Below are 26,609 nucleotides of genomic sequence, written 5' to 3' on the forward strand. Positions count from 1 at the left end.
CAATGCCTTTATGATTGAACCGTTTTTCTAGCCCATCCAGGCAGAGACAAGCGATGTTTCACCGCAATGGCTCGCAACTGCCGAATTAGCTTCTCTTCTAAATCGGGGCGCACCATGCGTACAAAGTTGGCGTACCCTTTGATGTAATCCCAATAATGCGGATGGCCTTTGCGGTTTTCCGCTTCAAGGCCGTTTTTTTCAACATTGTGCAACAACGCCCGAAACTGTTTCCATTCTCGGCGGTTGACATTGATCTTCTCGTTAACTACAATGCCCGTCACTGTCTGCCGATTGGTCCGCTTTAACACTCTCGTTTTATCTTCATTGACGGTGAATCCTTCAAACGCCACTATCCGACGCACTTGGTTTATGACGGCGCCGATTTGGCCGATTCCAGCCTCTGAACAAGAGAAAGTCATGTCATCAGCATAGCGCGAATATTGAAAGCCATACTTTTGTGCTAACCCTGACAAACGCTCATCCAAGCGACGGCACAAAAGATTCGTTATGGCCGGGCTGGTGCAGGCCCCTTGTGGAAGCTGGCGTTCCCCGATCGCCACGTGGTACACACGGCCTCCAAGCGTGACGGCGCGGCGCGGCGGTTCGGTACACAGGAGCGCCAACAACGTACTGATCATCTCACTGTACCCAAATGATTGAAACAAGCCTCGAACCCGATAAAAATGAATGCTGGGAAAAAAATCTCGCAAATCCATCTTAATTACTGCCGCTTGGCCGACATGCTGTTTCGCGTTGTCCACAATGCTTTTCCCCGGCACAAACCCTTGCGCCGCAGAGTGTACCGGCAGGCGGTCGAGAAGATGGGTCTTAATCCAAGCCTGTGCTTGCCTGAGCGTTTGTTTGGGAGCGGAAATTTCCCTTTCTTCCCCATTTTGTTTGGGGATGGTGAATCGGAAATAATGGGACAGTGTCGCCGTGTTGCGATGGTATGTAAGCCATTTGAGCTTGCTTACGGAGATTCCTATCGCCTCCGCTAACTCTTCCGCAGTGGTCACGATGGGCAACCCAGCTTGGCGCAACATTTCTGTCTGGGTTTCCTTGTTTTCCAATCCACCTGAAACCCCTTCTCCTGCATACACAACATGGCGTGCGCGGTGCTGTTCCCACGCTGCTTTGGCCTCGCGGCGCTTCTGTTCTCGCTCTGCCTTTTGTTCCTCTCGTCTTTTTCTGCTGGCTTCAATTCGCTTTTGGCGCACTTCTTGCAATAGTTGCTGCACCTTGGGCATGCTCATGCCTTTGGACTGCAACCGCTGCAATTCCGCCGCTAAGCGGGCGCGCTCCTCATCCTCGGCTTGCTGTTGCTTCTTCTCTTCCTCCGTCAATGAATCATTGCTCCAGAAGCCCATGCGGATCATCTCTTCGCGAATGGTCGCTTCCCGCCCGTTTGCACTCACTTTTTGAATCCACTCTTCCCTGGTTAAGGGACGTTTTTCCTCCGACATCCGATCTCCCTCCTCCTTGCTCAGTCGCGGGCTATGGCCACAAGCGCCATCATGTGCTCGCACGGCCCTTGCATCAGCTTATTCTGTTTGTAGAAATAACACGTGCATTCGCCTTGCTCGATCCGCCCGTCATGATCGAGGACCACTTGGGGTTCCACCGACCGGTTGCTCGTCCGGACACTACCATAGAGCGTTACGCCGCTGGCCGACGCTTCTTTGCGGGAGAGGCTCACATGTCCCTGTTGCACCAATTTCTTCGCTTTTTCCTCACGCGGATTAGCGTACCGCAACTGATCCACTGGCAAGGGGTCGCGCGTCAATTCACGCAGGCGGTAACGGCCGATTTCCAAATCGAACATCACCCTGCCGGCACTACACAGCTGGCGTAATGCCGCTTGCACCGTAGGCACTGGCAAGCCAGTCCACTCTGCCAATGATTCTGCTGTCGCCGTCTTTTTCCATTTCATCTTGGAAAAAACTTGTTTGCTCTCTTCGGGCGTCACCTGCGCTGAACTTCCGATCAGCAAATCGAAGTTGCCGGCACCGGCCCAGTCGTTGCGGGTCCAACCAGACAAGCCCAATGTGAAACTGAGATTGCCCAAGTCAGCCACATAAAAACTAGGCAATCCCGTGCCCAACAGGTTGACGGTGATCTTGCGGGACAGCGGCAGCAACCGTTCCAATAAGAAGAGGCGGCGGCGCCCCCAAGTGCGAATCTCTTGCTCGGTGTCTCCCAGATAGACGGAATCACTAAACGTCATCACTTCGTTCCACGGTTCGATGACCACTTGCACCGGTTGACCCGGCTTGAGCAGAAACTTGAGCGAACGCGGGCTGTGCCGTTCTTTGTGCCGGCGTAAAAAGGTGCAGAGATTGTACAGATCGATCGGCTTCACATCGAAGGTGACCGCCGGCATCGTCATTGCTGATTGAACTTGGAGAAAACCGCGAATCCAGCTGACAGGCACATCGATTTTCTTCTCTTTGTACACTTCCCGTCCTTCCGTCGCCACTTCAAAGCCCGATGGATCCACTTGAAATTCAGTGGGACGGTATGAGCGGATGCGTTGAATTTCATTGAGCAACGCATCCGAAAAATCAATGTTGGTCGTGCCATAGGCGAAATCCTTCACATCGTCAAACAGTTCGGAATGAACCGCCAACCGTCCGTAGGAAGACTCGTCCAACGAAAAGGCTTCAAAGAAAACTTGGTCAGGCGCGACGGTGATGACGGGATCGAGGACAAACCAAGCGTCAGGATCGTTATGGTACAACCAATTGAAATACCGGGCCCGCGCTTTGTAATAAGGGCCCATGCGTTTAGCGCGCATGCGATCCAATTCTTGTATGCGTTGACGGATAAGCAGCATCCGCGCCGCTTCACCCGACTCTGTACCCATCGTGTCGATCAGGTCCAACACATACTGTTGTTGCACCCACTCTTGATAAGCTCGATGATCCTTCGGTTTTACATTCAAATCTGAAACAACGACATCGCGCAGCGCAATCATGGCGTCGCGGTAGCGGATGGGATCTTTGATTCGGCCTTGGAAAAACGTAGGCTCTCGACCCAGATCCGGGGCAAAGTCAACCAGTGTACGACCGCCTACATGACTGATGTTGCTTGCTTTGGCATAGGTCTGTTGAAATTGCATGCGTTCTCCTCCTTGCTGTGAATTATTCCAACGTCAACGGTGTCTGAATGTGTGGATAGCGCATTTGGATCTGTGTGAGCAGATGAACGATCCGTTCAAAATCCTGCCGCCCGAAATTGCGCACCATGTCATTCAACAGAGGCACCATCGCTTCTGCACATTCCTGTTTCTCCAATGCCAGTCTCTCCAACAGCGCGAAAGCCATGTTTTTGGCACGCCGTCCCTGATGCACACGGAAAAACACAGTCCGAAAAAACAACTCTAACTCAGTCATGCGTTGAGCCGTCCATGTCAGCTGGTCACCAAGAGCTAAGGCGAACTCCTGAACCTCCAGATACGGACTTTCACTGGCCCGCATCATCAGTTCCGTCAAGTCGAGACGTGTCAGATGGCGGTCAATCAACTCCATGGCCAAAGCGCGAATATCCCGGCGGGCGGTATCCAACAGGCCGTAAATCAATTCCGGGGTCTGTTCGTCAGTGGGAAGAGCAGTCACGATACGCATTGCCCATTCCCGTGTGTCATCCCAATCGGTCTCCATCACATTGACCAACAAATCGGGAGACCAAATCAAACGCAATTTTTCCAACATCTGCCGCGCTGCTGCACGAATCTCTGCCAAGGGGCGATGTGCGAGATCGACCAGTTGTTGCAATGTGAAATCGTGCGGTTTCGGTTCAATCAGAGCCAGCAGTTGCGCACCGAAAGCCTGCATAGCATGCTCTTGATGCTGTAACAAAGCAAGCACTTGGCTGATTGGGGTCTCCCGTAATTCCTCAAAGAACAATTTCCCTAGCAACACGTCACGGATATAATTACGCACCAGCGCATTTTCATTTTCATCCAGCATCATTTCCCACAAGCGAGGCAAAAGAGCGGGATAAAAAGGTACGACCCAAAGCAAACGATCCGACAAAAAGCGAGTAGTAAACGCTTGCACTCGGCTGTTCGGTGTTTTGATCAAGGCGAGCAAAAAATCCAAATCCAGCTTCAGCTTTTCGAAATGCTTCTCAAACAGCACCTCTGTTTGCTGTTGCACTTCATTATTGGCAGAACTAAGGAGTGGGAGCAACTCGGCACCTGTGACCCCCTGTTGTTCCACATCCAACTCTTCCAACAATATCGCCAACAGTGATTCCCTCGCTCCATAGGAGTAATACCAGCGGTTACCGCTTTTAAGCAACTCCTTGATCAAAGCCATGTTCGCAAATTCACTCACAAAGGGCCGGCAATGGCTCCGCAATAAATCGATACAACCCGTGGCCAGCCAATAATCGCTTCCATCTTTAATGATGTCGATGATCCGCCGTGTAATTTTCAGGTTAAACTCGCGAGGCAGTTGCTGTGCATGCTTCCCAAACCAATCCGCCGCTTTTGTACGCACGGTTTGATCTATATGGAACAACAGTTTCTCCAGCAAGGCAAGATCCGCCTTGCCGTTGCCCGCCAAGATATAGTTCTCCAATATCCATGCCAGTGCGGCTCTGTTGCGTTGGTCATGCTCATCATCCAAAAGATTCATCCATTTTTCACGCGGCACCCGATTCAGATAATCCCGATTTCCATGCCGGAGCGCAGTCCAAGCAAAGCTGATCACTGTGCCTGACGAGGCTTTTGTGAATAACCGCCACAATTCGTCCGCGTGTTGATCCCATAGGTCGGGAAACGCTTCTTCCCTGCGATCGAGCCCGTCGATCGGCACAAACACCCCCTCCCACTGCAACCGCTTCGGCTTAAACGTTTGGCTACGGTGAAACAGCAGATGGTTGAACAGCCAAAGATGATCGTACTTTTTGCCGTACAACCACTCACCGTTTTCGTATTTTGACACATACCGCGAATCGAGTTCTTCATATTGCAACAACGTTTCCACGGCAAAACGGATGTACGCCGGATTCCCCGCTTTCCCCAGTTCCCGCAAATAACGCCAGCAACGGCGCCGCAAGTAATAATGCGTTTTGTCGGAGTAAATCTCCACTTCTTGTCCAGAGGCGGTTTGAAGCCGGTTATTCCCTTTTCGCTCCAGGTCAAAGCGATGAGCGAGGATCGCCCACGTTTCGGCGTCTCCCTTTTTTTCTGCCAGCTTGAAGATCGCTTTTACATAGCGGAAATACACAGCATCAAATGGTATGAGCGCATTCCGTCTACCCCCACGCCATTTCACCTGCAATTTGCTGGAGATCATATGTCTCTGAAATTCAAAAAATCGACGTTGCAGATCATAGATATCGGACTGATAACTCAATAGTTTGCGCACTGCTTTCCGTGCCAGGGGATGCCCCGATACGTACAACGTCCACAACCAAGAGCCGTCTTGCGGATCAAGCTGTGCCATATCTTCTTCTGGCAAACTGAGCTTTTGCCAACCTCCTTTGTTGTAATCCCAAACTTGCACCTCTCCATTCAACAGAAAAGCGAACTTAAGCAGTTCATCAATCACCGCCGGATCATTCCGGTTCAGCATCGCTTGGATTCTTGCGGGTAGCGGGGCCTTGGGTTCTTCTTTTTCCCACCAAGTGTAATGGGTTGCAAATTCTCGCTCTGCTTGGGCTAACATCAAATTCTTTTTCTCCTGGTCAGCCATTCCCCATCCTCCTTAAGTAAAAAGAATGCCCGACTCGGACACTACCCGAGTCAGGCATGAATCACTTTGTCTACTAACAGTCTTCGGATCTGGGTTTGCACTGAAAAAGCCCTAGTGCACCCCTTAGTCGTTAGGTCCGGCTACGCCTGCTTAGGCAGAACCTAACGCACTAAGGGGTGCACTAGGGCTGACTAAGTAACGCGGAGCCGGGTGATGATTGTTTGCCATCATGTCCCGCACAGCGTATCACTGTGCAATTGGCTAGACAAAGTCTTATTTTATGTACAAATAGTATTATGAATTAATAGAATTGAAATGTCAATGCAAAATTATTTAAGCGATGCAAATCCTTACAATCCTTCATCTATCCCGGCACTTCCTCCAGCGCCTACGCTGGGTTAAAATGATGATGCAACCCAGATTGCGCCAAATCGACACACCTACGACCCATTCGGCTTATAACATCAAGGGAGTGACAACATGAAAGTTCAGCCTTATCAGGCCAAGCTGGACCAACTCACTCCACGTGAGAGGCAAACCTATTTTGAATTGGTCCGGTTGGCGGCTCCGGAGGAAATGATTCATCCAGAGTACCAAGTTCTCATTCCCAAAGGGGCCTGCATCATTTCCTACCGGCAATTGGAAAAATACCTCGACCTGACGCGATCGACCATCCGGCGTGCCTTGGTTCGGTTGGCAGACCGCGATTTCATCGAATTGACCCATTTGGGGCAACTCAAAGGAAAAGACGGAGTGCACTATCGCTCCATGGTGAAAATCAAACATTATAAACCGCTCCCGGCACACACCGAGGTGAGTGAGCAGGAGCCTTCCCTGGTAGAAGGGCTAATCAAGTTGGAATATGATCATCTCACCCAACGGTTCGACAGCTTGCAAACTTACTTGGCACAGAACCGGACACGCCTCACCCTTACGGAGCGAGCCCAATTGGACCGAATCATCGCGGCCTACCAAGCCGCGCTCCATGTGGTTGGCAGCAACAAGGAGACTTTTCGACGGTAACCAAGATTAGTGAATGAGGGATGGAAGCATTATGGAAAACCGGGAAATGCTATTGGAAGCATTAAAAGAAATAGAAAAATGGGAACAAGATCAGAAGGATTTGTGGTTTTGGGAAAAGTTAGGCAGAATTCCCTTCACTCTGCTCGACCGTATCACTCCCAACATCGTGCATGAATGGCTAGGCAAAATTCTCGATGAATTGGGAGGCTACATCCAAACAGGCGGGCAGTATTTGATCAGCGAAAAAGAAATCATTACTCAACTGGCCAAAGAAGCCCAACTTCGTCCTGATTACCTTACATTGGATAAAGTGCCAGCTCTTCCGCTTCACACGATGGATAAAGTGGCGGAGGAATTGAAAGAATCACGCAAGCAATTCGCCACCATGCAAGGAGCGACAACGGGCTTTGGCGGAGTATTCACCCTAGCGATTGACATTCCCGCTCTCTTGGGCCTTTCACTGAAGGTTCTGCAAGAGATGGCGCTAAGTTATGGCTACAATCCCAAGGACAAACATGAGCGCATTTTCATCGTCAAATGCCTGCAATTCGCTTCCAGTGACTTCGTCGGCAAGCAAGCCATCATCAAAGAATTAGCGGCGGCCGAAACAGCACAAGTTGGCGAATCCATCTCCAAATTGGAGGGGTGGCGCGAAGTGATCTATACTTACCGGGACAACTATGGATGGAAAAAACTGTTCCAGCTCGTTCCTGTCGTAGGAATCATCTTCGGCGCCTACATCAACCGTTCCACCATCGATGAAGTGGCGGAAGCAGGACAAATGCTCTACCGCAAACGCCGGGTCTTGGAAAAATTAGCCCGCATGGACAACGATGATGGATTGGCAAAATACAATATATAAAAAGCAAACGGCCTCCGACGGGAGACCGTTTTTTGTTCACGTGACTGAGATTGGGCCATTTAATGGCCACTTCGTTTTTTCAACAGACAGGGAATATTTTTCAACCCAACCATCCAGAATAATGATTGCGTCAAAAATAGGCTACAACCTATTTCCCCAAAGAACCGCTACCCGTAGCAGCCACTTCTACCTTCGCCGATTCTTCGATCAGAGCCACCACCAACTCCGCCGCTTTCACCAACTCTTTGATCGGCATCTGCTCGCTGGTGGTGTGGATGTTCTGATAACCGATGCCCAAATTTACTGTGGGAATGCCGTGCCCGGCGATCACGTTAGCATCGCTTCCGCCACCGCTGGCGCCAATGCGGGGCGTGCGACCAATGCGCATAACTGCTTCTTTGGCTTTTTGCACAACCAGATCCTCTTCGGAGAAGTGGAATGAAGGGTACAAGGTACGTGTTTCCACTTCGGCTTTGGCGTTGAATTCCTCAGCCGCTTCATGAAATGCTTGTACCATGCTGTCCACTTGCCGGCGCAATTTCTCCGGATTGCGGCTGCGCGCTTCAGCTAAGATTTCGACCCGCTCCGGAATCACGTTGGAAGCAGTGCCCCCTTGGAAGCGACCGATGTTGGCCGTCGTCTCTTCGTCAATCCGCCCCAAGCGCATTTTGGAGATGGCCCGACTCGCTACTTGGATGGCACTAATCCCATCTTCAGGGTTCACACCTGCATGCGCTGCTTTGCCATAAATGGTTGCCAGCACTTTTACTTGCGACGGAGCCGACGTGATGATTTCGCCCACCTCTCCATCGGAATCCATGGCAAACCCGAAATCGGCGTCTACCAGAGACATATCCAGATGGCGCGATCCAATCAAGCCAGATTCTTCTCCGGCAGTGATGAGCAATTGGATTTGTCCGTGAGGAAGCCCTTTTTCTTTCAACAGGCGGATTCCCTCCAAAAGGGCGGCCAAGCCAGCTTTATCATCCGCACCAAGGATGGTGGTGCCGTCCGACTCAATCACATCGCCGTTGATTTGCGGCTTGATCCCTTTGCCCGGAGCGACGGTGTCCATATGGCAGGTAAAATAGATCTTAGGTGCCCCCGGAACCGTTCCTTTCAGTGTCGCCACCAAATTGCCCGCGCCATGTCCCGTCAATTGAGCAGAGCCATCCTCAACCACATCCAACCCCAACTCCGTCAGTTTTTGGGTCAGAAGGTCACAAATGGCTCTTTCGTCACCTGTCTCACTATCCGTTTTTACTAATTCTATAAATTCATCGATTAAACGCTGTTGGTCTACCACGCGTTACTCCTCCAATCACCCGATAAAATTACTACCTATTTTACCATGACTCAATTCAACTTGTTGGCAGCCAAAGACCTAAAATCAGGCAAAAAACGTGGATCTTTGGTTATTGACAGCGGTTTGGCGAAAAAAGCCTGTACAAAGCTATAAAATTTGCCATTTTTTTGCCAGTTGTTCGCTTTGTAATCCGAAATTTTTCAGCAACTCCCCATCACTCATTCTATATATAAATGAAACAATTTTCTAGAGTGTGTCTGATGCATAGGCCAGCGGCTCCAAAACCATTTTCTCATTCGCTTCACGCGTGACGAGGCGCTCATCGAGAAAAGGTTTTTGCGCCGCTTCTTCCCTACCAACTCGATTTTCCAGACACACCCTAGTGCTATTTTCCTCCACTCCGGTAGTTAGAAGATTGCCACATCATGGGAAAACTGGCTTTGCCCCTATTATGTCCAATTTAATTTTTTTTATTCACATACAATAGAAAAAGCACCGGGCCAGAGACGGCCTCGCCAGTGCTTCTCATCCCTATCACAAGGGGATGTTTCCATGCTTTTTAGCGGGACGGCTTTCCTTTTTTTGTTCCAGCATCTCCAGAGCGCTGATCAGTTTTTGCCTGGTGGCACGTGGATCGATCACATCATCCACCATGCCATGCGCCGCGGCCACATAGGGGTTGGAGAACTTTTCGCGATATTCCGCGATCCGCCGCTGTCTGGTCTCTTCCGGCTGTTCACTGTCCGCAATCTCACGTTGGAAAATGATATTGGCCGCGCCTTCCGCGCCCATCACCGCAATTTCGGCGCAGGGCCAAGCGTATACCAGATCAGCCCCAATCGCTTTGCTGTTCAGCGCCACATAAGCGCCGCCAAATGCTTTGCGCAGAATCACTGTAATCTTGGGTACAGTTGCCTCCGAATATGCGTACAAGATCTTGGCACCGTGCCGGATGATGCCATGGTGCTCCTGATTTACACCTGGGAAAAAGCCCGTGACATCGACAAACGTGATTAACGGGATGTTGAAGCAATCGCAAAAACGGATAAAGCGGCTCAGCTTATCCGACGAATCAATATCCAAACTTCCTGCCATCACTTTCGGCTGATTGGCAACAAGGCCCACGGTACGTCCCGCGATCCGACCGAAACCGACGACGATGTTACGGGCGAAATGGCGATGCACTTCCATAAAATCTCCTTGATCCACCACCGCTTGAATCACTTCCCGCACATCATAAACGCGCGTTCCTTCCACCGGCACTTTGTCGGCCAGCGCTTCTACCCAGTCATCTCCTTGTTCCTCCCACTCCCGACGAGGTGGATTTTCCCGATTGCTCTGTGGCAGATAAGTGCACAGCCGCCGCACTTCCTCCAGCACTTCCGCTTCCGTAGGCGCAGTGAAATGGACATTGCCGCTCGTAGTAGCGTGCATTTTTGCTCCACCCAATTCTTCCGCCGTGATCTTCTCCTTGGTGACAGCCTCGATCACCTTGGGACCGGTGATAAACATCTGGCTCGTATCCTCTACCATAAACACAAAGTCGGTGATCGCGGGGGAATAGACCGCACCGCCCGCACATGGCCCCAAGATCACTGAAATCTGAGGAATCACGCCAGAATAAATCGAGTTCCGATAGAAGATATGTCCATAGCCATCCAACGATACGACGCCTTCTTGGATGCGTGCTCCTCCCGAGTCGTTCAGGCCGATGATCGGCGCTCCGTTTTTCGCCGCCAAATCCATCACTTTGGCAATTTTCGAGGCATGCATTTCTCCCAGCGCCCCACCAAACACGGTGAAGTCCTGGGCAAATACATACACGAGCCGGCCGTGGATCTTTCCGTAGCCCGTCACCACCCCTTCGCCGGGAGCTTCCGTGTGCTCCATGCCAAAGTGCGTGGCGCGGTGTTCCACAAACGCATTTAATTCAACAAATGAACCCTCGTCCAGCAAAAGGTCGAGCCGTTCCCGAGCCGTTAGTTTCCCGCGCTTGTGTTGCGACCGAATCCGCAGTTCTCCTCCGCCTAGCTCCACTTTGCTCCGTTTGGCTTCCATCTCTTCAATTTTCTTGTACATATCCATTTATGTCACATCCTCATTCTGCGTTTTCCCGCGCTTCACACAATTCCAGCAATACGCCGCCCGTTGATTTTGGATGAAGAAAAGCGATGTTCATCTGGTGCGCACCGGGTTTGGGTTCTTCATTGATCAGGCGAACCCCTTGCTCGGCCACTTCCCGCAACCTGGTTTTGATGTCACTCACTTCAAGGGCAAGATGATGGATGCCCTCGCCGTGCCGCACCAGATATTTGTGAATAGCACTCTCTTCGGACATCGGCTCAAGCAGTTCAATCCGGCTTTCCCCGATGCGCAAGAAACCGACCCGCACCTGTTCACTTTCCACCTCCTCCGTGCCTTCCAAAGTTAACCCCAATACTTCTTGATACCAAGCGCACGCCTTTTGCAAATCCCAAACCGCAATGCCGATATGACTGATTTTTTTGGGGGGGCACTTCATGCCTGAACCCCCTTTTCCTTGACCACTCGCCGGATGAATTCAGCGGTTTCTGTCGTTGTTGTGCCGGATGTGAACACTTCGGCCACACCTTGCTCTTTCAGGTACGCAATATCTTCTTGCGGAATGACTCCGCCCCCGACAACCACTATGTCGTCGGCCTGTTGTTCCCTGAGCAACCGCACCACTTCAGGAAACAGTTCATTATGGGCTCCAGACAAACAGGATAATCCGATCACATCTACGTCTTCTTGAATCGCGGTGGCGACGATTTGCGCCGGTGTCTGTCGCAAACCGGTGTAAATCACTTCCATCCCTTCATCCCGCAAAGCTTGGGCGATAATCAGCGCCCCGCGATCATGCCCGTCCAAGCCAGGCTTGGCTATGAGTACGCGAATTGGTCGATTCATGTCCGTTTCCCCCTAGACTGGTTTATATTCACCAAACACCGCTCTCAATGCGTTGCAGATTTCACCCACTGTGGCATACGCTTTGACTGCCTCCAGTATGCTAGGCATCACATTTTCCGTTCCCGCCGCAGCCTGTTTGAGCCGCGCCAACGCCTGATTCACCGCTTCTTGATTTCGCGTCGCCCGCAATTCTTTCAACGCCGCGATCTGTTCTTTGGCAAAGGCCGGGTTGACCCGCAAGAGTGGCGGTTGCGTTTCATTCTCCAAGGTGAACTTGTTCACCCCCACCACCACTTCTTCACCGCGCTCGATTTTCCGCTGTGTTTCCAGCGCTACCCGGCGAATTTCCCGTTGCATAAACCCTTGCTCCACGGCATGCACAGCTCCCCCCAACTCATCAATCCGCTTGATTAGCGCTTCAGCCTCTTGCTCGATCTGGTCTGTCAGCGTCTCGATGTAGTGGGAACCGCCCAACGGGTCCACTGTGTCAGCCACGCCGCTTTCGTAAGCGATAATCTGTTGCGTGCGCAGGGCGATCCGCGCCGACTCTTCCGTGGGCAAAGCCAAAGCTTCATCCCGCGCGTTGGTGTGCAAACTCTGTGTTCCCCCAAGCACTGCCGCCAACGCTTGCAAGGTGACCCGCACAATGTTGTTGTCCGGCTGTTGCGCGGTCAATGTCGACCCACCCGTCTGGGTATGGAAACGAAGCTGTAACGAGCGCTCGTTCGACGCATGGAAACGATGTTTCATGATTTTAGCCCATAACCTTCTTGCGGCGCGGAATTTGGCGATCTCTTCAAAAAAGTGATTGTGTGCGTTGAAGAAAAAAGAGAGTCGCGGCGCAAATTGATCTACTTCCAAGCCCGCCTCCAGTGCCGCTTCCACATATTGAATACCGTTGGCCAAAGTGAAAGCGACTTCTTGCACGGCGGTGGAGCCAGCTTCGCGAATGTGGTAGCCGCTGATGCTGATCGTGTTCCACTTGGGTACATGTTCCGCACAATACTGAAAAATGTCAGTGATCAGACGCATCGACGGTTGGGGCGGAAAAATGTAGGTGCCCCGCGCAATGTACTCTTTGAGGATGTCGTTTTGAATGGTGCCGCGCAACTGCTCCGGCCTAACGCCTTGCTTTTCGCCAACGGCAATCACCATCGCTAACAAAATCGCTGCCGGGGCATTGATGGTCATCGACGTGCTAACTTGATCCAAGGGAATCCCCGCAAACAATTGTTCCATGTCCTGGAGGGAATCGATCGCTACCCCTACTTTCCCCACTTCTCCCATCGCCATGGGATCATCAGAGTCATAGCCAATTTGGGTCGGAAGATCAAAAGCAACGCTCAAACCCGATTGCCCCTGTTGCAACAGATATCGAAACCGCTCATTTGTTTCTTTGGCTGATCCGAACCCGGCGTACTGGCGCATCGTCCAAAGGCGGCTGCGGTACATGGTCGGGTGTATCCCGCGCGTATAAGGGAATTCACCGGGCCACTCTTCCCGCGCTTCGTGTTCGGTGTATAAGCGTTCCACTTCAATGCCAGAGAGGGTGGTGAATGTTTGCTTGCGTTCTGGCGCTTTCTCTAACCAACGAACGGTTTTTTCTTCCCATCGACTTTTTGCGCTTTTATTTTCCATATGAATGCTATCCCCCTCATCATAATAAAACGCTTTCACTTCTTAATATATCAAATATTACGTTTGTTTGAACGAAGTTTTCGCAAAGAGGCGATTTCATGGACTTTATCCCAAAGGTTGGATACAATAGGATGTTGTGAGGTGAATCAATCGTGAAGCCAAAATGGATCAAAGTGACAGTATATGTGCTTGTTCTCTCGCTTCTCGTTTCAACCCTTGCCACCGGAGCCTATCTCTTTCTATAATTCATAAAGGGTGCGTATGTTAATCACGAAATGAATCGATTATACTATGTACTGATGAGCGCGAAAGCCCAAGCGCAAACAACAGAAGGCAGGTGAAAATGCAATGGAATACTTCATGGTACCTCTTCTTGTCATCATTTCGATCCTGTCGATCCGCGGTGTCATAGACAATAAAAAGATCGGCAACAAACCAGGGGTTATTATCGGGGGCGTCTTCACACTCGCTTTGGTTGGTGTCACCCTGCTGTCCCTGTATGACTTGTTTGTAGGCATTCAGTAATCCCTACATATGCCAAGCTCCCATCTATTGGGGGCTTTTTTCTTCAAAAAGGGGCTACGGTTTTCTGATTTTCATTTATAATAATATTTGGGAACGGTTTATTCAGACTATTTCGCGGAAGGGGGATATCCTGCTTGGATTCTTTCTTTTACCGCCGGAGGAGTCCGAAACAAAAAAGAGGCCGTAGCGTGCCGCCCAGTCCCCGGATCCCCGCAAGGGCTCATCGCAAGCATCCAGTCAAAGAAGCTAACCGTCGGCTTTTCATACCAAACGGTAAGCATTCCTTTCTCTTGACTGTGCCCGCATCGCAAAACGAGTGGAGACCCGATGGGAGTTATACTTGGCAAAGGGAGGAACAAATCCGATGGATGGCTTGGCTTCAAGCCGTGTTTACCAGGACGAAGCTCCACATGTTCAAAGAAACGACGGCTTATCAAATCACATGCGCAGACGGGACTAGCATCCCCCTCCATCGTTTCATCCATAGGATGGACAACCCCAATCTTCCTGCCACTTCCGGCCAGCTCATCACCTTGATTGGACAAGTAACCCGAATTTACAACACTCGCAACACTCACCGCCTCACCCTTTCCGGAAACCACGCCAACCAATCCTGCGAGCTTATTCTTTCCCGCTTCACCCATGCCGAAACCACGATACGTCAATTGCAAGGGCGATGGATCGCTTGTTGTGGATACCTGCACACGAAAGAAAACCAACGCCAGATGAATATCCACTCCCTGCCGCACCAACTGACATTGTTAAGTGGCAATCCCTCTATCCCATTGCCCTTGCCGCGCATCCAACCGGATGCCATCACGCAAGCGATGATGCGGCACACTCCTTATAAGCCGCTTACCCACTCACTTGTTCGGCACACCTATGCCACCGGCTGGCGTTCCCTCGTTTCCGACCTGAACCAAGATATCCGCATTCTCAAAGGAAAATTGGCTCAATTGCAAAAATTGGGTGCCTCCACCGAACGTGAATGGCGAAAGCAACAAGCCAAATACAAAGCGTCCAAAGGAAAGTGGAACCCACAGACCCCTCTGTCGCTATGGTCCAAATTGGGTCTGACCTGTATGCGTAAAAACGCATGTCACGAGCGCGATCAAGCCTTTTTCCACACCTTCGCCCACGAGATTTTGTCCCTGTCCCGGAAACGACGCTTTGTTCAGGAGAAAATCGAGATACTTAAAGAGCAGCTGGCACACAAAGAAGCGGAGTGGATTGAGCTGAACAAGCTAACATGGTTGGAGAAAGATTTTGTCCCTCCTGCTGATGCCATATTGCACCTTCTTCCGCTCACCTCGCAAACCGTCGCGATTGTGGCCACTTGCGTCACCGTGACTGCGGAAGAGATTTCTTTGCGGAGCGAACTGTATGTGTACAAATACCACGGCGATGTGCCCTGCCCTTGCGCCAAACTGTCCGGGCCTTCCGTCAAGTTGACTCACGCCTCGTTCCCGGCTCAACTCCAGAGCTACTGGAGCAAAGTTCAAGCACAATTGCGCCGTTACCGGTTCCCAGAACCTCAGCATAAACGCGTCCTTTAACAACGACAAGGAGCCTTCCGGCGCGCCGGAAGGCTCCTTGCTGTGCAACCATCTTCCGATCATTTCATTTTATCGCCAAACACCTCGTGCGTGCAGGCGATGACTTGCTCCATCACTTCATTCATATCAACGGGTTTTCCCAACTGTTCCTGCATCGAAGTTACCCCATACTCCTTAATTCCGCACGGGACAATCATCTGGAAATAACGTAAATCAGTATTTACGTTTAACGCAAACCCATGGCTAGTGATATAGCCGCGACGGTTGCGGCCTCGGTTAAATTTGACGCCGATCGCCGCGATTTTCACATCCCCCACCCACGCACCGGTGTAAGCTTCTTTCCGTCCAGCTTCAATCCCGAACCGCTTCAGGGTACGAATCAATACTTCCTCTAGATCCCGCAAATACCCATGGGCGTTGTTTCCACGTTCCCCCAAGTGGAATAATGGATAACCCACCAACTGGCCCGGTCCGTGGTAAGTCACGTCGCCGCCACGGTCAATTTCAACCAACTGAACACCTTGCTGTTGGTAATAATCAGGCGAAAAAATGATGTTTTCCTGATGGGAACCGCGTCCCAGCGTGATGGTATGAGGGTGTTCCAACAATAGCAATTGGTTGCCTAGTCGCCCCTGATCAATCGCTTGCACGAGTTCTTTCTGTTTGTCCCAGGCCTCCATGTATGGAAACATGCCTAACCGTTGCACCGCAAAGTCCATCTGTGTCACCTTCTCCATATCGAAAAGGCATCCCCTGACAGGATGCCGTTTATCGTTTGCTGCAAGGAGACAGACGCAACCGTCCGCTCCTTCCAGCTATTGTATCACAAGAAAACGTGGGAATATCAGATTTGGCTGTCTGGCCCATACGCTTCCAAACGCTCTTTTACACGCTTCAGGAAGCGGCCGGCCATCAGGCCATCCAAGATCCGGTGGTCAAGCGACATACAGATGTTCATCATATCCCGCACCGCGAACATGTTGTCCCCAAACACCACTGGCCGTTTCACGATCGATTCGAACGAGAGAATAGCCGCTTGTGGGGCGTTGATGATCGGTGCTGACAAGACCGAACCAAACGAGCCGGTGTTGTTAACCGTAAACGTGCCGCCCTGCATGTCTTTCAGCTCCAGTTTGCCGGCGCGGGTCTTCTCGGCCAATTGGTTCACTGCTTTGGTCAGCCCCAAAATACTTTTCTCATCCGCGTTATGAATTACCGGAACATACAAGGCGTCGTCCGTGGCCACGGCGATGGAAATGTTGATATCTTTCTTCAGAATGATCCGGTCTCCATCCCAAACGGAGTTCAGCTGTGGAAACTCTTTCAGGGAGTCAACCACCGCTTTGATGAAGAATGGCATAAAGGTGAGGTTAACGCCTTCACGTTGTTTAAACTCATGTTTCAACCGATTGCGCAGGGCAACCAAACCAGTAACGTCCACTTCCATCATCGTCCAAGCATGCGGAGCCTCGTGTTTGCTCTGCACCATGCGTTGTGCGATCGTTTTCCGCACGCCCGTCACCGGAATTTCACGGTCGCCATTTTCCAAGACAACGCCCGTTTTTGCCGGAGCTGCCGGGGTGGTGGAAGCAGTCACAGCTTCACGTGCCGGAGCGGCCGCTGGTGTCGCCGGTGCGACAGGGGCCTCTGGCACTGGTACTTGGGCAGCAGTGGCAACAGCTGGTTGCGTACCGCCTTGCTCAATGGCCTTAAGCACATCTTTTCTAGTGATGCGGCCTCCTTTGCCCGTACCCTGAAGTTGAGTCAAATCAATGCCATGCTCTTGGGACAAACGCAAAACGGCCGGAGAATAACGATGCTTGTTGGAGTTGTCGCCGGCGGTGTCTGCTTTCGCTTTTGGCGTCTCCTGAGCGGCCGGAGCAACGGAGCCAGCGGAAGCAGCGGCTGACTTACTTTCCACAGCGCCTTCGCCTTCTGTTTCGATACGACAAATCAATTGGCCAACTTCAACCGTTTCGCCTTCTTGGGCGATAATCTCCACCATCACGCCATCAAACGTCGATGGCACTTCTGCATTCACTTTGTCCGTGGACACTTCGCAGATCGGTTCATATTTTTCTACCCGGTCCCCCGGTTGTTTCAGCCACTTCGCAATGGTGCCTTCCACGACACTCTCGCCGAGTTGCGGCATTTTGATATCAGTTGCCATAATTGTCCTCCTCTGTAGCCAGCCTAGAATTCTGCCAGTTCACGAATCGCCGTTGCGATTTTATCTGGATTCAGCATAAATTCTTTTTCAAGCGGTGGGCTGTATGGCATAGCAGGCACATCAGGGCCGCACAGACGCTTAATCGGCGCGTCCAACTCAAAGAAAGCTTCTTCCGCGATAATGGAAGCAACTTCTCCCCCAAAGCCCCCTGTTTTGTTGTCTTCATGAACGATCAAGACTTTACCGGTTTTCGCCACCGCTTCCAGAATGGCTTCCTTATCCAACGGCACCAAGGTACGCAAATCAAGCACATGCACGCTGATTCCTTCTTGGGCCAATTGCTCTGCTGCTTGCAGGGCGAAGTGCAAAGTCAAGCCGTAAGAGATGACCGTGACATCCGTCCCTTCCCGTTTCACGTCGGCTTTGCCGATCGGAACCGTATAATCCTCAACAGGCACTTCCCCTTTAATCAGCCGGTAGCAACGCTTATGTTCAAAGAAGAGCACCGGATCTTCATCCCGAATAGCCGCTTTCAACAAGCCTTTCACATCGTAAGGGGTGGAAGGCATGACGATCTTCAATCCCGGCACACCCGTGAAAATCTTCTCCACACTTTGCGAATGATAAAGCGCCCCGTGGACACCGCCGCCGTATGGAGCCCGAATCACGAGCGGACATTGCCAGTCCCCGTTGGAACGGTAACGGATTTTTGCCGCTTCACTAATGATTTGGTTCACGGCAGGCATAATAAAATCAGCGAATTGCATTTCGGCAACTGGGCGCAAGCCGTAAGCGGCAGCACCGATCGACACGCCGGCGATGGCCGATTCTGTCAATGGCGTATCCAAAACCCGGTCAGCGCCAAACTCTTCAATCAAGCCAGCAGTCGCGCGGAACACCCCGCCGCGTACCCCAACGTCTTCCCCCAGCACAAACACGCGCGGATCGCGCTTCATCTCTTCCATCAGAGCCTGCGTAACGGCATCAATATATGAAATAACGGGCATATCTCTCTCCTCCTGCCTTAAGCATAAACATGCTTATACGTTTCTTGCGGATCCGGATACGGCGCCTGCTCCGCGTAATCGGTCGCCTCGTCCACTTCGCGATTGATTTCGGCCAAGAGCGCCTGCTCTTTCTCTTCCGTCAACACACCATGTTGCAGCAAGTAATCTTTGAATTGGAGCAAGGAATCTTTCTTTTTCGCTTCTTCCACTTCTTCCCGGCTGCGGTAGGTGCGATCATCGTCGTCACTGGAATGGGGCACCAACCGATAAGCCACCGCTTCGATCAAGGTTGGCCCATCCCCGCGCCGCGCACGTTCGACGGCCTCTTTCATCGCTTTGTATACTTCCAGCGGGTTGTTTCCGTCCACGCGTACCCCTGGGAATCCGTAACCTTCGGCGCGTTTCCAGATTTCTCCGCCCGCCACTTGCTTATCCAGCGGAACAGAAATGGCGTATTTATTGTTCTCCACCATGAAGATGACCGGCAAATTGTGTACGCCTGCAAAGTTGCAAGCTTCATGCCAATCGCCTTGGTTGCTGGACCCTTCCCCGCAGGTGGTCAACACAACATGGTCTTTCTTTTCCAATTTTCCTGCGTACGCAATCCCCACCGCGTGCAATACTTGGGTTGTCACAGGGCTGGAGCCAGTCAAGATGCGGAAACGTTTGTCACCGTAATGCCCCGGCATTTGGCGCCCGCCGCTGTTTGGATCTTCCGCCTTGGCGAAAGCGGACAGCATTTGATCTTTAGCCGACTGCCCGAAAGTCAGCACCATCCCCAAATCGCGGTAGTACGGGCAAAGCCAGTCTTTCTCACGATCCAACGCGAAGGCCGCACCGACCTGAATCGCTTCTTGCCCTTGGCAGGAGATCACAAACGGGATTTTACCCGCACGGTTCAACTTCCACATGCGTTCGTCAATTTTGCGGGCCAACAGCATCGTGCGGTACATTTCCAGCACTTGCTCATCGCTTAACCCCAATTCTTTATGGTTCAATTCGCTCATTGCGGTTCCTCCTTTATTACCCATGAATTGCTTTGCCGTCAACGGCCAATGCCGCTTCCAGATAAGCTTCGGACAAGGTCGGATGTGGGTGAATCACTTGTGAGATTTCCCAAGCGGTGGCATCAAGCACTTTGGCCAAACCAGCTTCTGAAATCATGTCTGTAGCGTGCGGACCGATGATGTGCACACCCAGCAAGTCGTCCGTCTTCGCATCGGACACGATTTTGATGAAGCCATCCGGTTCACCATAAACCAACGCTTTTCCGGCACCGCGGAATGGGAATTTGCCTACTTTTACTTCATACCCTTGTGCCTTCGCTTCCGCTTCAGTGAGTCCGATGCTGCCCACTTCCGGACGGCTGTAGGTACAACGCGGAACCTCTTGCGGATTCAGCGGATGTACGTCCAATCCAGCCATATGCTCAACAGCCAGAATTCCTTCATGGGAAGCCACATGAGCCAATTGGTAACCGCCGACCACATCGCCGATCGCATAGATGTGCTTCTCCTTGGTTTGCATAAACTCATTTACCTTGATGACGCCTTTTTCGGTTTCAATCGCTGTGTTGTGCAAACCGATATCTTCAATATTGGCTTGCCGGCCCACGGAAACGAGCATTTTTTCCGCTGTCAAAGTAATAACCTCAGAGCCCGATTCCGCCTGCAATGTGACTACCCCGTCCGTTTTGGATACGCTTTCAGGCAAGACCTTAGTATTGGTCAGCACTCTCACTTTGCGCTTTTTCATCAGGCGCGCCATCTCTTTGCTGACATCTTCATCTTCAAACGGCAAGATCCGATTGGCGAATTCAACTACAGTCACATCCACGCCAAAGTCGCTCAACATAGATGCCCATTCAATTCCAATCACGCCACCGCCAACGATGATGATCGATTTTGGCAATTCTTGCATCTGTAGGGCGTGATCCGAATTCATCACATACGTGCCATCTACATCCAACCCTGGCAATGTACGCGGCCGGGAACCCGTTGCAATCAGCACATATTGCGGAACCAACATCACCGGGTCGCCACCATCTTCGGACTCCACCGAAATCGTTCCCGGTTGTGGCGAGAAAATCGACGGGCCCAAAATACGGCCGACTCCTTTATACACATCTACTTTGTTTTTCTTGAGCAACCCTTCCACACCTTTGTGGAGTTGGCTGACCACTTTTTCTTTTCTGGCCTGTACGCCGGCAAAGTCAAGGGTGACATCCCCCACGCGGACCCCATATTCCTCTCCATGTTTTGCATGCTGATAGATCTCCGCGCTTCTGAGCAGGGTTTTGGAAGGAATGCATCCTTTATGAAGACATACCCCGCCTACTTTTTCCTTCTCGACAACGGCTACCTTCATTCCCAATTGAGCGGCGCGAACGGCGGCTACGTAGCCTCCTGGTCCCGCTCCCAACACTACCAAATCTACGTTTTCAGCCATGCGTTACCCCCACTTTTTCTGCGACAGGTGGATAGTTTTTGGCCGTCTCTTCGCCACGCACAACGCGAAGTGCTCCTTCCACAAGCGCTTGTAATTCATTTTCTCCCGGCACGAGGTGGACAGGGGCGATCCATTCCACCCGCTCTTGGATCATTTGGGTGAAACTTTTCCCATAAGCCAGCCCGCCGGTCAAAATGATGCCGTCCACTTTTCCTTTCAACACTGCGGCGCACGACCCGATTTCCTTCGCCACTTGGTAAGCCATCGCTTCATAGACGCTTTTGGCTTTCTCATCGCCCTGTGCAATGCGCTCTTCCACTTCGCGCGCATCCGTCGTGCCCAAATATCCCATAAGACCACCGCGGCCCACGATCATGCGCATGATTTCGCTGGCGAAATATTTGCCCGAGAAGCAGAGGGACACCAAATCCCCAACCGGAATGCTTCCCGCCCGTTCAGGGGAAAAGGGGCCATCCCCGTGCAATCCGTTATTCACATCAATCACGCGGCCATTAGCATGCACGCCGACGGTGATGCCTCCTCCCATATGAGCGACAATGTAATTCACTTGCTCATAACTGGTTCCGTTCTGTTTGGCGACACGGCGAGCAACCGCCTTTTGGTTCAGCGCATGGAAAATGCTGCGCCGTTCGATGGCGGGCATGCCCGAGATCTTGGCGATCGGTTCCATTTCATCGACCACCACCGGGTCGACGATAAACGAAGGGATGTTTAACTGGGACGCAATCTCATGTGCGATCACCGCTCCGAGGTTGGAAGCGTGCATGCCGTATTCACCGGAACGCAAATCGTCCAGCATCGGCCCGTTTACTTCATAAGTGCCTCCCGGAATGGGACGCAACAACCCACCGCGCGCCACCACTGCATCCAACCGTGTCAAGTTCATCCCTTCCCGATCAAGGGTGTCCAAGATCACTTGTTTTCGAAATGGATATTGCTCAAACAAATCATTAAACTTCGCGATTTCATCCGGGTCATGACGCAACGTTTCAACCAAAATCGCTTTTTCATCATCAAACACACCGATTTTGGTTGAAGTTGACCCTGGGTTAATCGCTAGAACCCGAATCGGCTCCACCATAAACACTCCGTTTCTTCCACGCTTTTATCTGTGACTCAAGATGCTTTGGCCGTTAACGAGGAATGTGCTTCTCGTTTTGCGCATAGCTGCGATCCGCTCTTCTGCCATCCGGTCAGCCGCCTTATAGCTTGGGATGCCGTCGCGCTTTGCAATTTCAAATACTTTGAGCATGTTGTCATAAATGGTTTCTACTCTTTTCATCGCCCGGTCACGATTGTAGCCGTACAGTTCATCAGCAACGTTAATCACGCCGCCCGCATTGATAACATAATCAGGTGCGTAGATGATTCCTTTCTGTTCCAACATCTCTCCGTGCTTCTCTTCTTTGAGCTGGTTATTGGCAGCACCGGCTACTACTTTACAAGTCAGGCGCTCAATCGTCTCATCGTTAATGATGGCGCCAAGTGCACAAGGGGAAAAGATGTCGCAATCAACGTCGTAGATTTTGTCAGGGCTTACCGCTTCCGCACCGAATTCTTGCACGGCACGATCCACGTTTGCCTGGTTGATGTCGGTCACGATCAGCTTAGCGCCTTCGGCATGCAGGTGTTTACACAGGTTGTACGCGACATGGCCAACTCCTTGCACCGCCACAACCTTGCCTTTGAGAGAGTCTTCACCAAAGGCCACTTTAGAAGCCGCTTTCATTCCTTTGTATACGCCATAGGCGGTCACAGGGGATGGATTTCCGCTGGAACCGAATGCTGGGGAAACACCGGTGACGTATTTCGTCTCTTCACGAATGATATCCATGTCTTCCACCGTGGTTCCCACATCTTCCGCAGTGATATAACGACCGTTCAACCCTTGAATGTAACGTCCCAACGCTCTAAACAACGCTTCGCTTTTATCTTTTTTGGGATCGCCGATGACAACAGTCTTTCCGCCTCCGAGGTTGAGTCCGGCTGCCGCGTTTTTGTAAGTCATACCACGGGCCAGGCGCAATGCGTCTTCAATCGCCGCATCTTCGCTGTCATATGTCCACATCCGGGTCCCGCCAAGCGCAGGCCCCAGAGTGGTATCATGGATGCAGATGATCGCTTTCAAACCAGATTGTTCATCATGGCACAGCACCAACTGCTCATAATCGTATTTCCCCATGTATTCAAAGATTTTCATGTGTAGTTCCCCCTAAACTATGCGCGTTTTTGATTGGCTGCTTGCAGTACCGCCAGAGCGATCGAGTACAGTTTCGCTTCAGGAGAGTCCGCACGGGAGGTTAAAACGACTGGAGCGGCAGCTCCCAGCACCAAAGCCCCAACCTTGCTTTTGCCAAAGTAAACAAGTGACTTGTACAACATGTTGCCTGCTTCAATATCAGGAACAAGCAAGACATCCGCTTGGCCGGCAACCGGGCTTTGGATCCCTTTGTGTTCCGCCGCATGGACAGAGACTGCGTTATCCAAAGCGAACGGCCCGTCGATGATGCCGCCTTTGATTTGCCCACGTCTGTTCATCTGTGTCAATGCCGCCGCGTCCAATGTGGGAGGCATGTTGGGATTAACTACTTCTACTGCACCCAGCACAGCCACTTTTGGTTCTTGATTGCCCAGCGAATGGCAATAGCCGATCACGTTTTGGACGATTTGGGCCTTCTCTGGTAATGTCGGCGCCACATTCAAAGCTGGGTCTGTCACGTGAATGAGACGATCATAACCGTCCACTTCATGCGTTGACACATGGCTTAACACTTTTCCCGTGCGCAATCCGTACTCTTTGTTGAGAACCGCACGCAAGAAATCAGATGTTTGGATCATGCCTTTCATCACAACATCTGCTTTGCCTTCACGCACGGCGGATACTGCCATTTGAGCGGCTTTAACGTCAGAATCGGCATGACCGATTGCAGCCGCATCGATCTCCAAGCCTACTTTTTGGCTTAAGGAGATGATGGTATCTTTATCTCCAAACAGAAGAAAATCTGCAATGTTGCGCTCTTTTGCCTCGCGTACCGCCTCCAGCACATCCTCATCGGCAGCTTGGGCCACCGCTACGGTGACAGATGGCAAGGTTTCCGCTTTTTTTACTACTTCCTCAAATGTTTTAATCATCCTACACACCTCTTTTTTCCGACTGTATTTGTCTGTTATCAAATCAGATTAAAAATAGTTTTCTCGGATTAGTCGGTCGCAATACCATATATGCAAATGCGGTGCCAACTCATCGACAAATCCGTGAAAGCATGATGTTTCCTGTTTTTTTATTTAAATTGTAAATAAAACCATTTGCAACGAATTGCAAAATGTCTGCAACTCTCTTCATGCAAAAAATTGCAGTGTCACAGTACCCCGTACCGCTCCAATTTGTAATAGAGGCTGCGGATGGAAATTCCCAACCTCCGCGCCGCTTCCGTTTTGTTTTGGCCACATGCCGCAACCACCTGCAAAATATAGTCCCGTTCCGTTTGCGCCAAAACTTCTTTCAGCGGTTTGCCGACAATCGCGTCGGGAACAGAGGGTGTCGCCGACGGTTGTATCATGCGGGAAAGGTCCAGTGGTGGAATATGTTCGCGCCGCATGCGTCTTTCGTTGAACGCCATATTGATCATAGCCCGACCCAGCACATTCTCCAATTCGCGCACATTTCCAGGCCAATCGTACTGGGACAGCACATGAATAGCGTCCTCTCCGATGTCTTCAACTTGCCGGCCGTACTCTTGATTAAACTTTTTGATCAAATGCAGGGATAAATCATACAAATCTTCTTTGCGCATGCGAAGCGGGGCGATATGTATAGGCAATACATTCAACCGGTAGTACAGATCTTCACGGAAGCGTTTTTCCTGAATCGCTTTTTCCAGATACACATTCGTCGCCGCTATGACGCGCACATCGACAGGAATTGATTTGGTGCCTCCGACCCGGAGCACTTCTTTCTCTTGCAACACTCGCAACAGCTTGGCTTGGGTGCTTAAGCTTAATTCCCCGATCTCATCCAGGAAAATCGTGCCTCCACTCGCCTCTTCAAACAAGCCTTTTTTTCCACCCCGTTTGGCTCCGGTAAATGCCCCTTCTTCATACCCGAACAATTCACTCTCTAATAGCGACTCAGACAAGGTGGCACAATTGACACGCACAAACTGGTTGTATTTACGGTCGCTCGCATTGTGAATCGCATGGGCAAACAACTCCTTGCCCGTGCCCGATTCCCCGCGTAGTAGCACCGTCGCCCGCGTTTGTGCCGCTTGCTTCGCTTGTGCCAGGGAGTGGCACATCGACTCACTGTTGCCGATGATGTCCTCAAATGTGTATTTCGCCTCCAAGGTGCGAATGATGCGGCGCGCCCGTTCCAAGTCGCGACTCAATTGCTTCAACTCGGTGACATCGTGGATGATGCCCACACTTCCCTTCAACTCATCACCGATGATGATGGGAGCTGCATTTACCACCACTTCTTTGTGGTGCGGGCCTACTTTCATGTGAACCCCCCGTGCCGGTTGACGCGTTTTCAACACTTTTTTGTGCAGGCTCTCCCCTTCGGAAATGTCCGTTTCAGCCGGTTTCCCGATCACCTGTTCAGGGGTTAGTCCAGTCAGCCGGGTGTAGGCGGGATTGATCAGTATGCCCATGCCATCTTGATCCACGACGGAAATGGCGTCATCAGAGGAGTTGATAATCGCCTGCAACATGCTTTTCATACTCTCCAAATCAAGCACTTGCTGTGTGAGCTGTTTGATCTCGCTGATGTCGCGAAAGACGGCAACGGCTCCGATCACTTTGCCGTCCGGCGCCTTGACCGGCACACGACTGGTGATGATTTCCAATCCATTTTCCAGCGTTTGCCGGCGATTCAATTCACTAATCCCTTCCTTAATGACCACGCCCAAACGCGTGTTGGGGATGACTTCAGTGACCGGTTTTCCCAAAGACTTTGCCGGATCAACGCCGGTCATTCGCCCTGCCGCCTGATTGAACAGCGTCACTTCTCCTCGTTGGTTGACGGCGATCATCCCGTCATGTGTCGAATTGACGACCGCTTCCAGTTCATTTTGCCGCCGTTTCCACGCTTGTCCCACCAGCTTAACCATCAATCGGGCAACAGCGCCGGAAATCACATGTGTTTGAGGTGGCGCCATTTCTTTCAGACGCCCCTCCACCTCATCTTCATCCGTCACGTCCAAAATCACATCCGGAGGGGGAGCAAGGAACGTTTGCATATCCGTGGAAGTTGGAATCCCCCGCTTGCGCGCCTCCACCAGACCGGGGGCGTCCGGCGCTGCATCCACCATGCCGACCACAGCAATAAAGTCGACTGAAGCCAACATGTCCAACACCGTTTTGCCGTCTTCGCCGCCTCCAACGATCAAAAAAGTTTGCAACTTGCACCCTCCTTTCAACCATCC

Annotated in this window: 23 protein-coding genes; 5 read left to right on the plus strand and 18 right to left on the minus strand. The window is 51.4% G+C overall.

The annotated features are described in order from the left end of the window. Positions 1–8 precede the first annotated feature (8 nt). The 3 genes from CLV36_RS12275 to CLV36_RS12285 are packed head-to-tail and all read right to left on the minus strand — an operon-like array spanning position 9 to position 5,702. The gene (locus tag CLV36_RS12275) at positions 9–1,463 is read right to left on the minus strand and encodes a reverse transcriptase family protein (RefSeq protein ID WP_106342847.1); all 1,455 of its coding nucleotides are present in this window, start codon (positions 1,461–1,463) and stop codon (positions 9–11) included. Positions 1,464–1,483: 20 nt separating this feature from the next. Further along, positions 1,484–3,118 carry an SWIM zinc finger family protein gene (locus tag CLV36_RS12280; protein ID WP_106342848.1) on the minus strand — a complete coding sequence of 545 codons (1,635 nt, stop codon included), beginning with the start codon at positions 3,116–3,118 and terminating at the stop codon, positions 1,484–1,486. 22 nt (positions 3,119–3,140) lie between these two features. After that, positions 3,141–5,702 (minus strand): hypothetical protein, encoded by a 2,562-nt coding sequence (locus tag CLV36_RS12285; RefSeq protein WP_106342849.1) that lies wholly within the window; start codon positions 5,700–5,702, stop codon positions 3,141–3,143. A gap of 480 nt (positions 5,703–6,182) precedes the next feature. Here CLV36_RS12285 and CLV36_RS12290 point away from each other — a divergent pair, with 480 nt between their 5' ends. Then, the gene (locus CLV36_RS12290) at positions 6,183–6,725 is read left to right on the plus strand and encodes a hypothetical protein (RefSeq protein ID WP_022736203.1); all 543 of its coding nucleotides are present in this window, start codon (positions 6,183–6,185) and stop codon (positions 6,723–6,725) included. 31 nt (positions 6,726–6,756) lie between these two features. Continuing rightward, positions 6,757–7,587, plus strand: coding sequence for an EcsC family protein (locus CLV36_RS12295; protein WP_022736202.1), 831 nt, complete (start codon positions 6,757–6,759; stop codon positions 7,585–7,587). A gap of 148 nt (positions 7,588–7,735) precedes the next feature. Here the strand turns inward: CLV36_RS12295 and CLV36_RS12300 are convergent, their stop codons facing one another. The 6 genes from CLV36_RS12300 to CLV36_RS12320 form a co-directional block, all read right to left on the minus strand. Next, on the minus strand, positions 7,736–8,893 hold the full coding sequence (locus CLV36_RS12300) for a M20/M25/M40 family metallo-hydrolase (RefSeq protein WP_022736201.1): 1,158 nt from the start codon (positions 8,891–8,893) through the stop codon (positions 7,736–7,738). A gap of 246 nt (positions 8,894–9,139) precedes the next feature. Beyond that, positions 9,140–9,271, minus strand: coding sequence for a hypothetical protein (locus CLV36_RS17910; protein ID WP_022736200.1), 132 nt, complete (start codon positions 9,269–9,271; stop codon positions 9,140–9,142). 156 nt (positions 9,272–9,427) lie between these two features. Then, positions 9,428–10,972: an acyl-CoA carboxylase subunit beta gene (locus CLV36_RS12305; protein ID WP_029071796.1), complete on the minus strand. Its 1,545-nt coding sequence runs from the start codon at positions 10,970–10,972 to the stop codon at positions 9,428–9,430. A gap of 19 nt (positions 10,973–10,991) precedes the next feature. Next, positions 10,992–11,414 carry a methylmalonyl-CoA epimerase gene (gene mce, locus CLV36_RS12310; RefSeq protein ID WP_029071795.1) on the minus strand — a complete coding sequence of 141 codons (423 nt, stop codon included), beginning with the start codon at positions 11,412–11,414 and terminating at the stop codon, positions 10,992–10,994. After that, positions 11,411–11,821, minus strand: a complete 411-nt coding sequence (locus CLV36_RS12315) for a cobalamin B12-binding domain-containing protein (RefSeq protein WP_029071794.1) — start codon at positions 11,819–11,821, stop codon at positions 11,411–11,413. The genes mce and CLV36_RS12315 overlap by 4 nt, the downstream gene beginning before the upstream one ends. A 12-nt stretch (positions 11,822–11,833) precedes the next feature. Next, positions 11,834–13,459: an acyl-CoA mutase large subunit family protein gene (locus CLV36_RS12320; protein ID WP_022736198.1), complete on the minus strand. Its 1,626-nt coding sequence runs from the start codon at positions 13,457–13,459 to the stop codon at positions 11,834–11,836. 173 nt (positions 13,460–13,632) lie between these two features. Here CLV36_RS12320 and CLV36_RS18040 point away from each other — a divergent pair, with 173 nt between their 5' ends. The 3 genes from CLV36_RS18040 (at position 13,633) to CLV36_RS12325 (ending at position 15,540) form a co-directional block, all read left to right on the plus strand. Beyond that, positions 13,633–13,704, plus strand: a complete 72-nt coding sequence (locus tag CLV36_RS18040; protein ID WP_425436580.1) for a hypothetical protein — start codon at positions 13,633–13,635, stop codon at positions 13,702–13,704. A gap of 103 nt (positions 13,705–13,807) precedes the next feature. Further along, entirely contained in the window at positions 13,808–13,984 is a 177-nt protein-coding gene (locus CLV36_RS17360; protein WP_022736197.1) for a hypothetical protein, read from the plus strand. 368 nt (positions 13,985–14,352) lie between these two features. Next, positions 14,353–15,540 carry a hypothetical protein gene (locus CLV36_RS12325; protein ID WP_022736195.1) on the plus strand — a complete coding sequence of 396 codons (1,188 nt, stop codon included), beginning with the start codon at positions 14,353–14,355 and terminating at the stop codon, positions 15,538–15,540. A gap of 59 nt (positions 15,541–15,599) precedes the next feature. On the opposite strand, the gene lipB is transcribed toward CLV36_RS12325, so the two are convergent. The 9 genes from lipB to CLV36_RS12370 form a co-directional block, all read right to left on the minus strand. Then, complete coding sequence (gene lipB / locus CLV36_RS12330; RefSeq protein WP_022736194.1) at positions 15,600–16,277, minus strand: lipoyl(octanoyl) transferase LipB; 678 nt, start codon at positions 16,275–16,277, stop codon at positions 15,600–15,602. Positions 16,278–16,384: 107 nt separating this feature from the next. Then, a complete protein-coding gene (locus CLV36_RS12335) occupies positions 16,385–17,710 on the minus strand; it encodes a dihydrolipoamide acetyltransferase family protein (protein WP_022736193.1) in 1,326 nt (441 codons plus the stop codon). A gap of 23 nt (positions 17,711–17,733) precedes the next feature. Further along, complete coding sequence (locus CLV36_RS12340; RefSeq protein ID WP_022736192.1) at positions 17,734–18,717, minus strand: alpha-ketoacid dehydrogenase subunit beta; 984 nt, start codon at positions 18,715–18,717, stop codon at positions 17,734–17,736. A gap of 17 nt (positions 18,718–18,734) precedes the next feature. Beyond that, positions 18,735–19,724 (minus strand): thiamine pyrophosphate-dependent dehydrogenase E1 component subunit alpha, encoded by a 990-nt coding sequence (locus CLV36_RS12345; RefSeq protein ID WP_022736191.1) that lies wholly within the window; start codon positions 19,722–19,724, stop codon positions 18,735–18,737. A 16-nt stretch (positions 19,725–19,740) separates the two neighbouring features. Beyond that, a complete protein-coding gene (gene lpdA, locus CLV36_RS12350; RefSeq protein ID WP_022736190.1) occupies positions 19,741–21,165 on the minus strand; it encodes a dihydrolipoyl dehydrogenase in 1,425 nt (474 codons plus the stop codon). Then, entirely contained in the window at positions 21,158–22,264 is a 1,107-nt protein-coding gene (gene buk / locus CLV36_RS12355; RefSeq protein WP_425436579.1) for a butyrate kinase, read from the minus strand. The genes lpdA and buk overlap by 8 nt, the downstream gene beginning before the upstream one ends. A gap of 27 nt (positions 22,265–22,291) precedes the next feature. Then, entirely contained in the window at positions 22,292–23,386 is a 1,095-nt protein-coding gene (locus CLV36_RS12360) for a Glu/Leu/Phe/Val family dehydrogenase (protein ID WP_054095392.1), read from the minus strand. Positions 23,387–23,403: 17 nt separating this feature from the next. Further along, complete coding sequence (ptb, locus tag CLV36_RS12365) at positions 23,404–24,318, minus strand: phosphate butyryltransferase (RefSeq protein WP_022736187.1); 915 nt, start codon at positions 24,316–24,318, stop codon at positions 23,404–23,406. 227 nt (positions 24,319–24,545) lie between these two features. Beyond that, complete coding sequence (locus CLV36_RS12370) at positions 24,546–26,585, minus strand: sigma-54 interaction domain-containing protein (protein WP_106342850.1); 2,040 nt, start codon at positions 26,583–26,585, stop codon at positions 24,546–24,548. Between the last annotated feature and the right edge of the window lie 24 nt (positions 26,586–26,609).

The organism is Laceyella sediminis, assembly GCF_003003125.1.
In the GTDB taxonomy this organism is placed as follows: domain Bacteria; phylum Bacillota; class Bacilli; order Thermoactinomycetales; family Thermoactinomycetaceae; genus Laceyella; species Laceyella tengchongensis.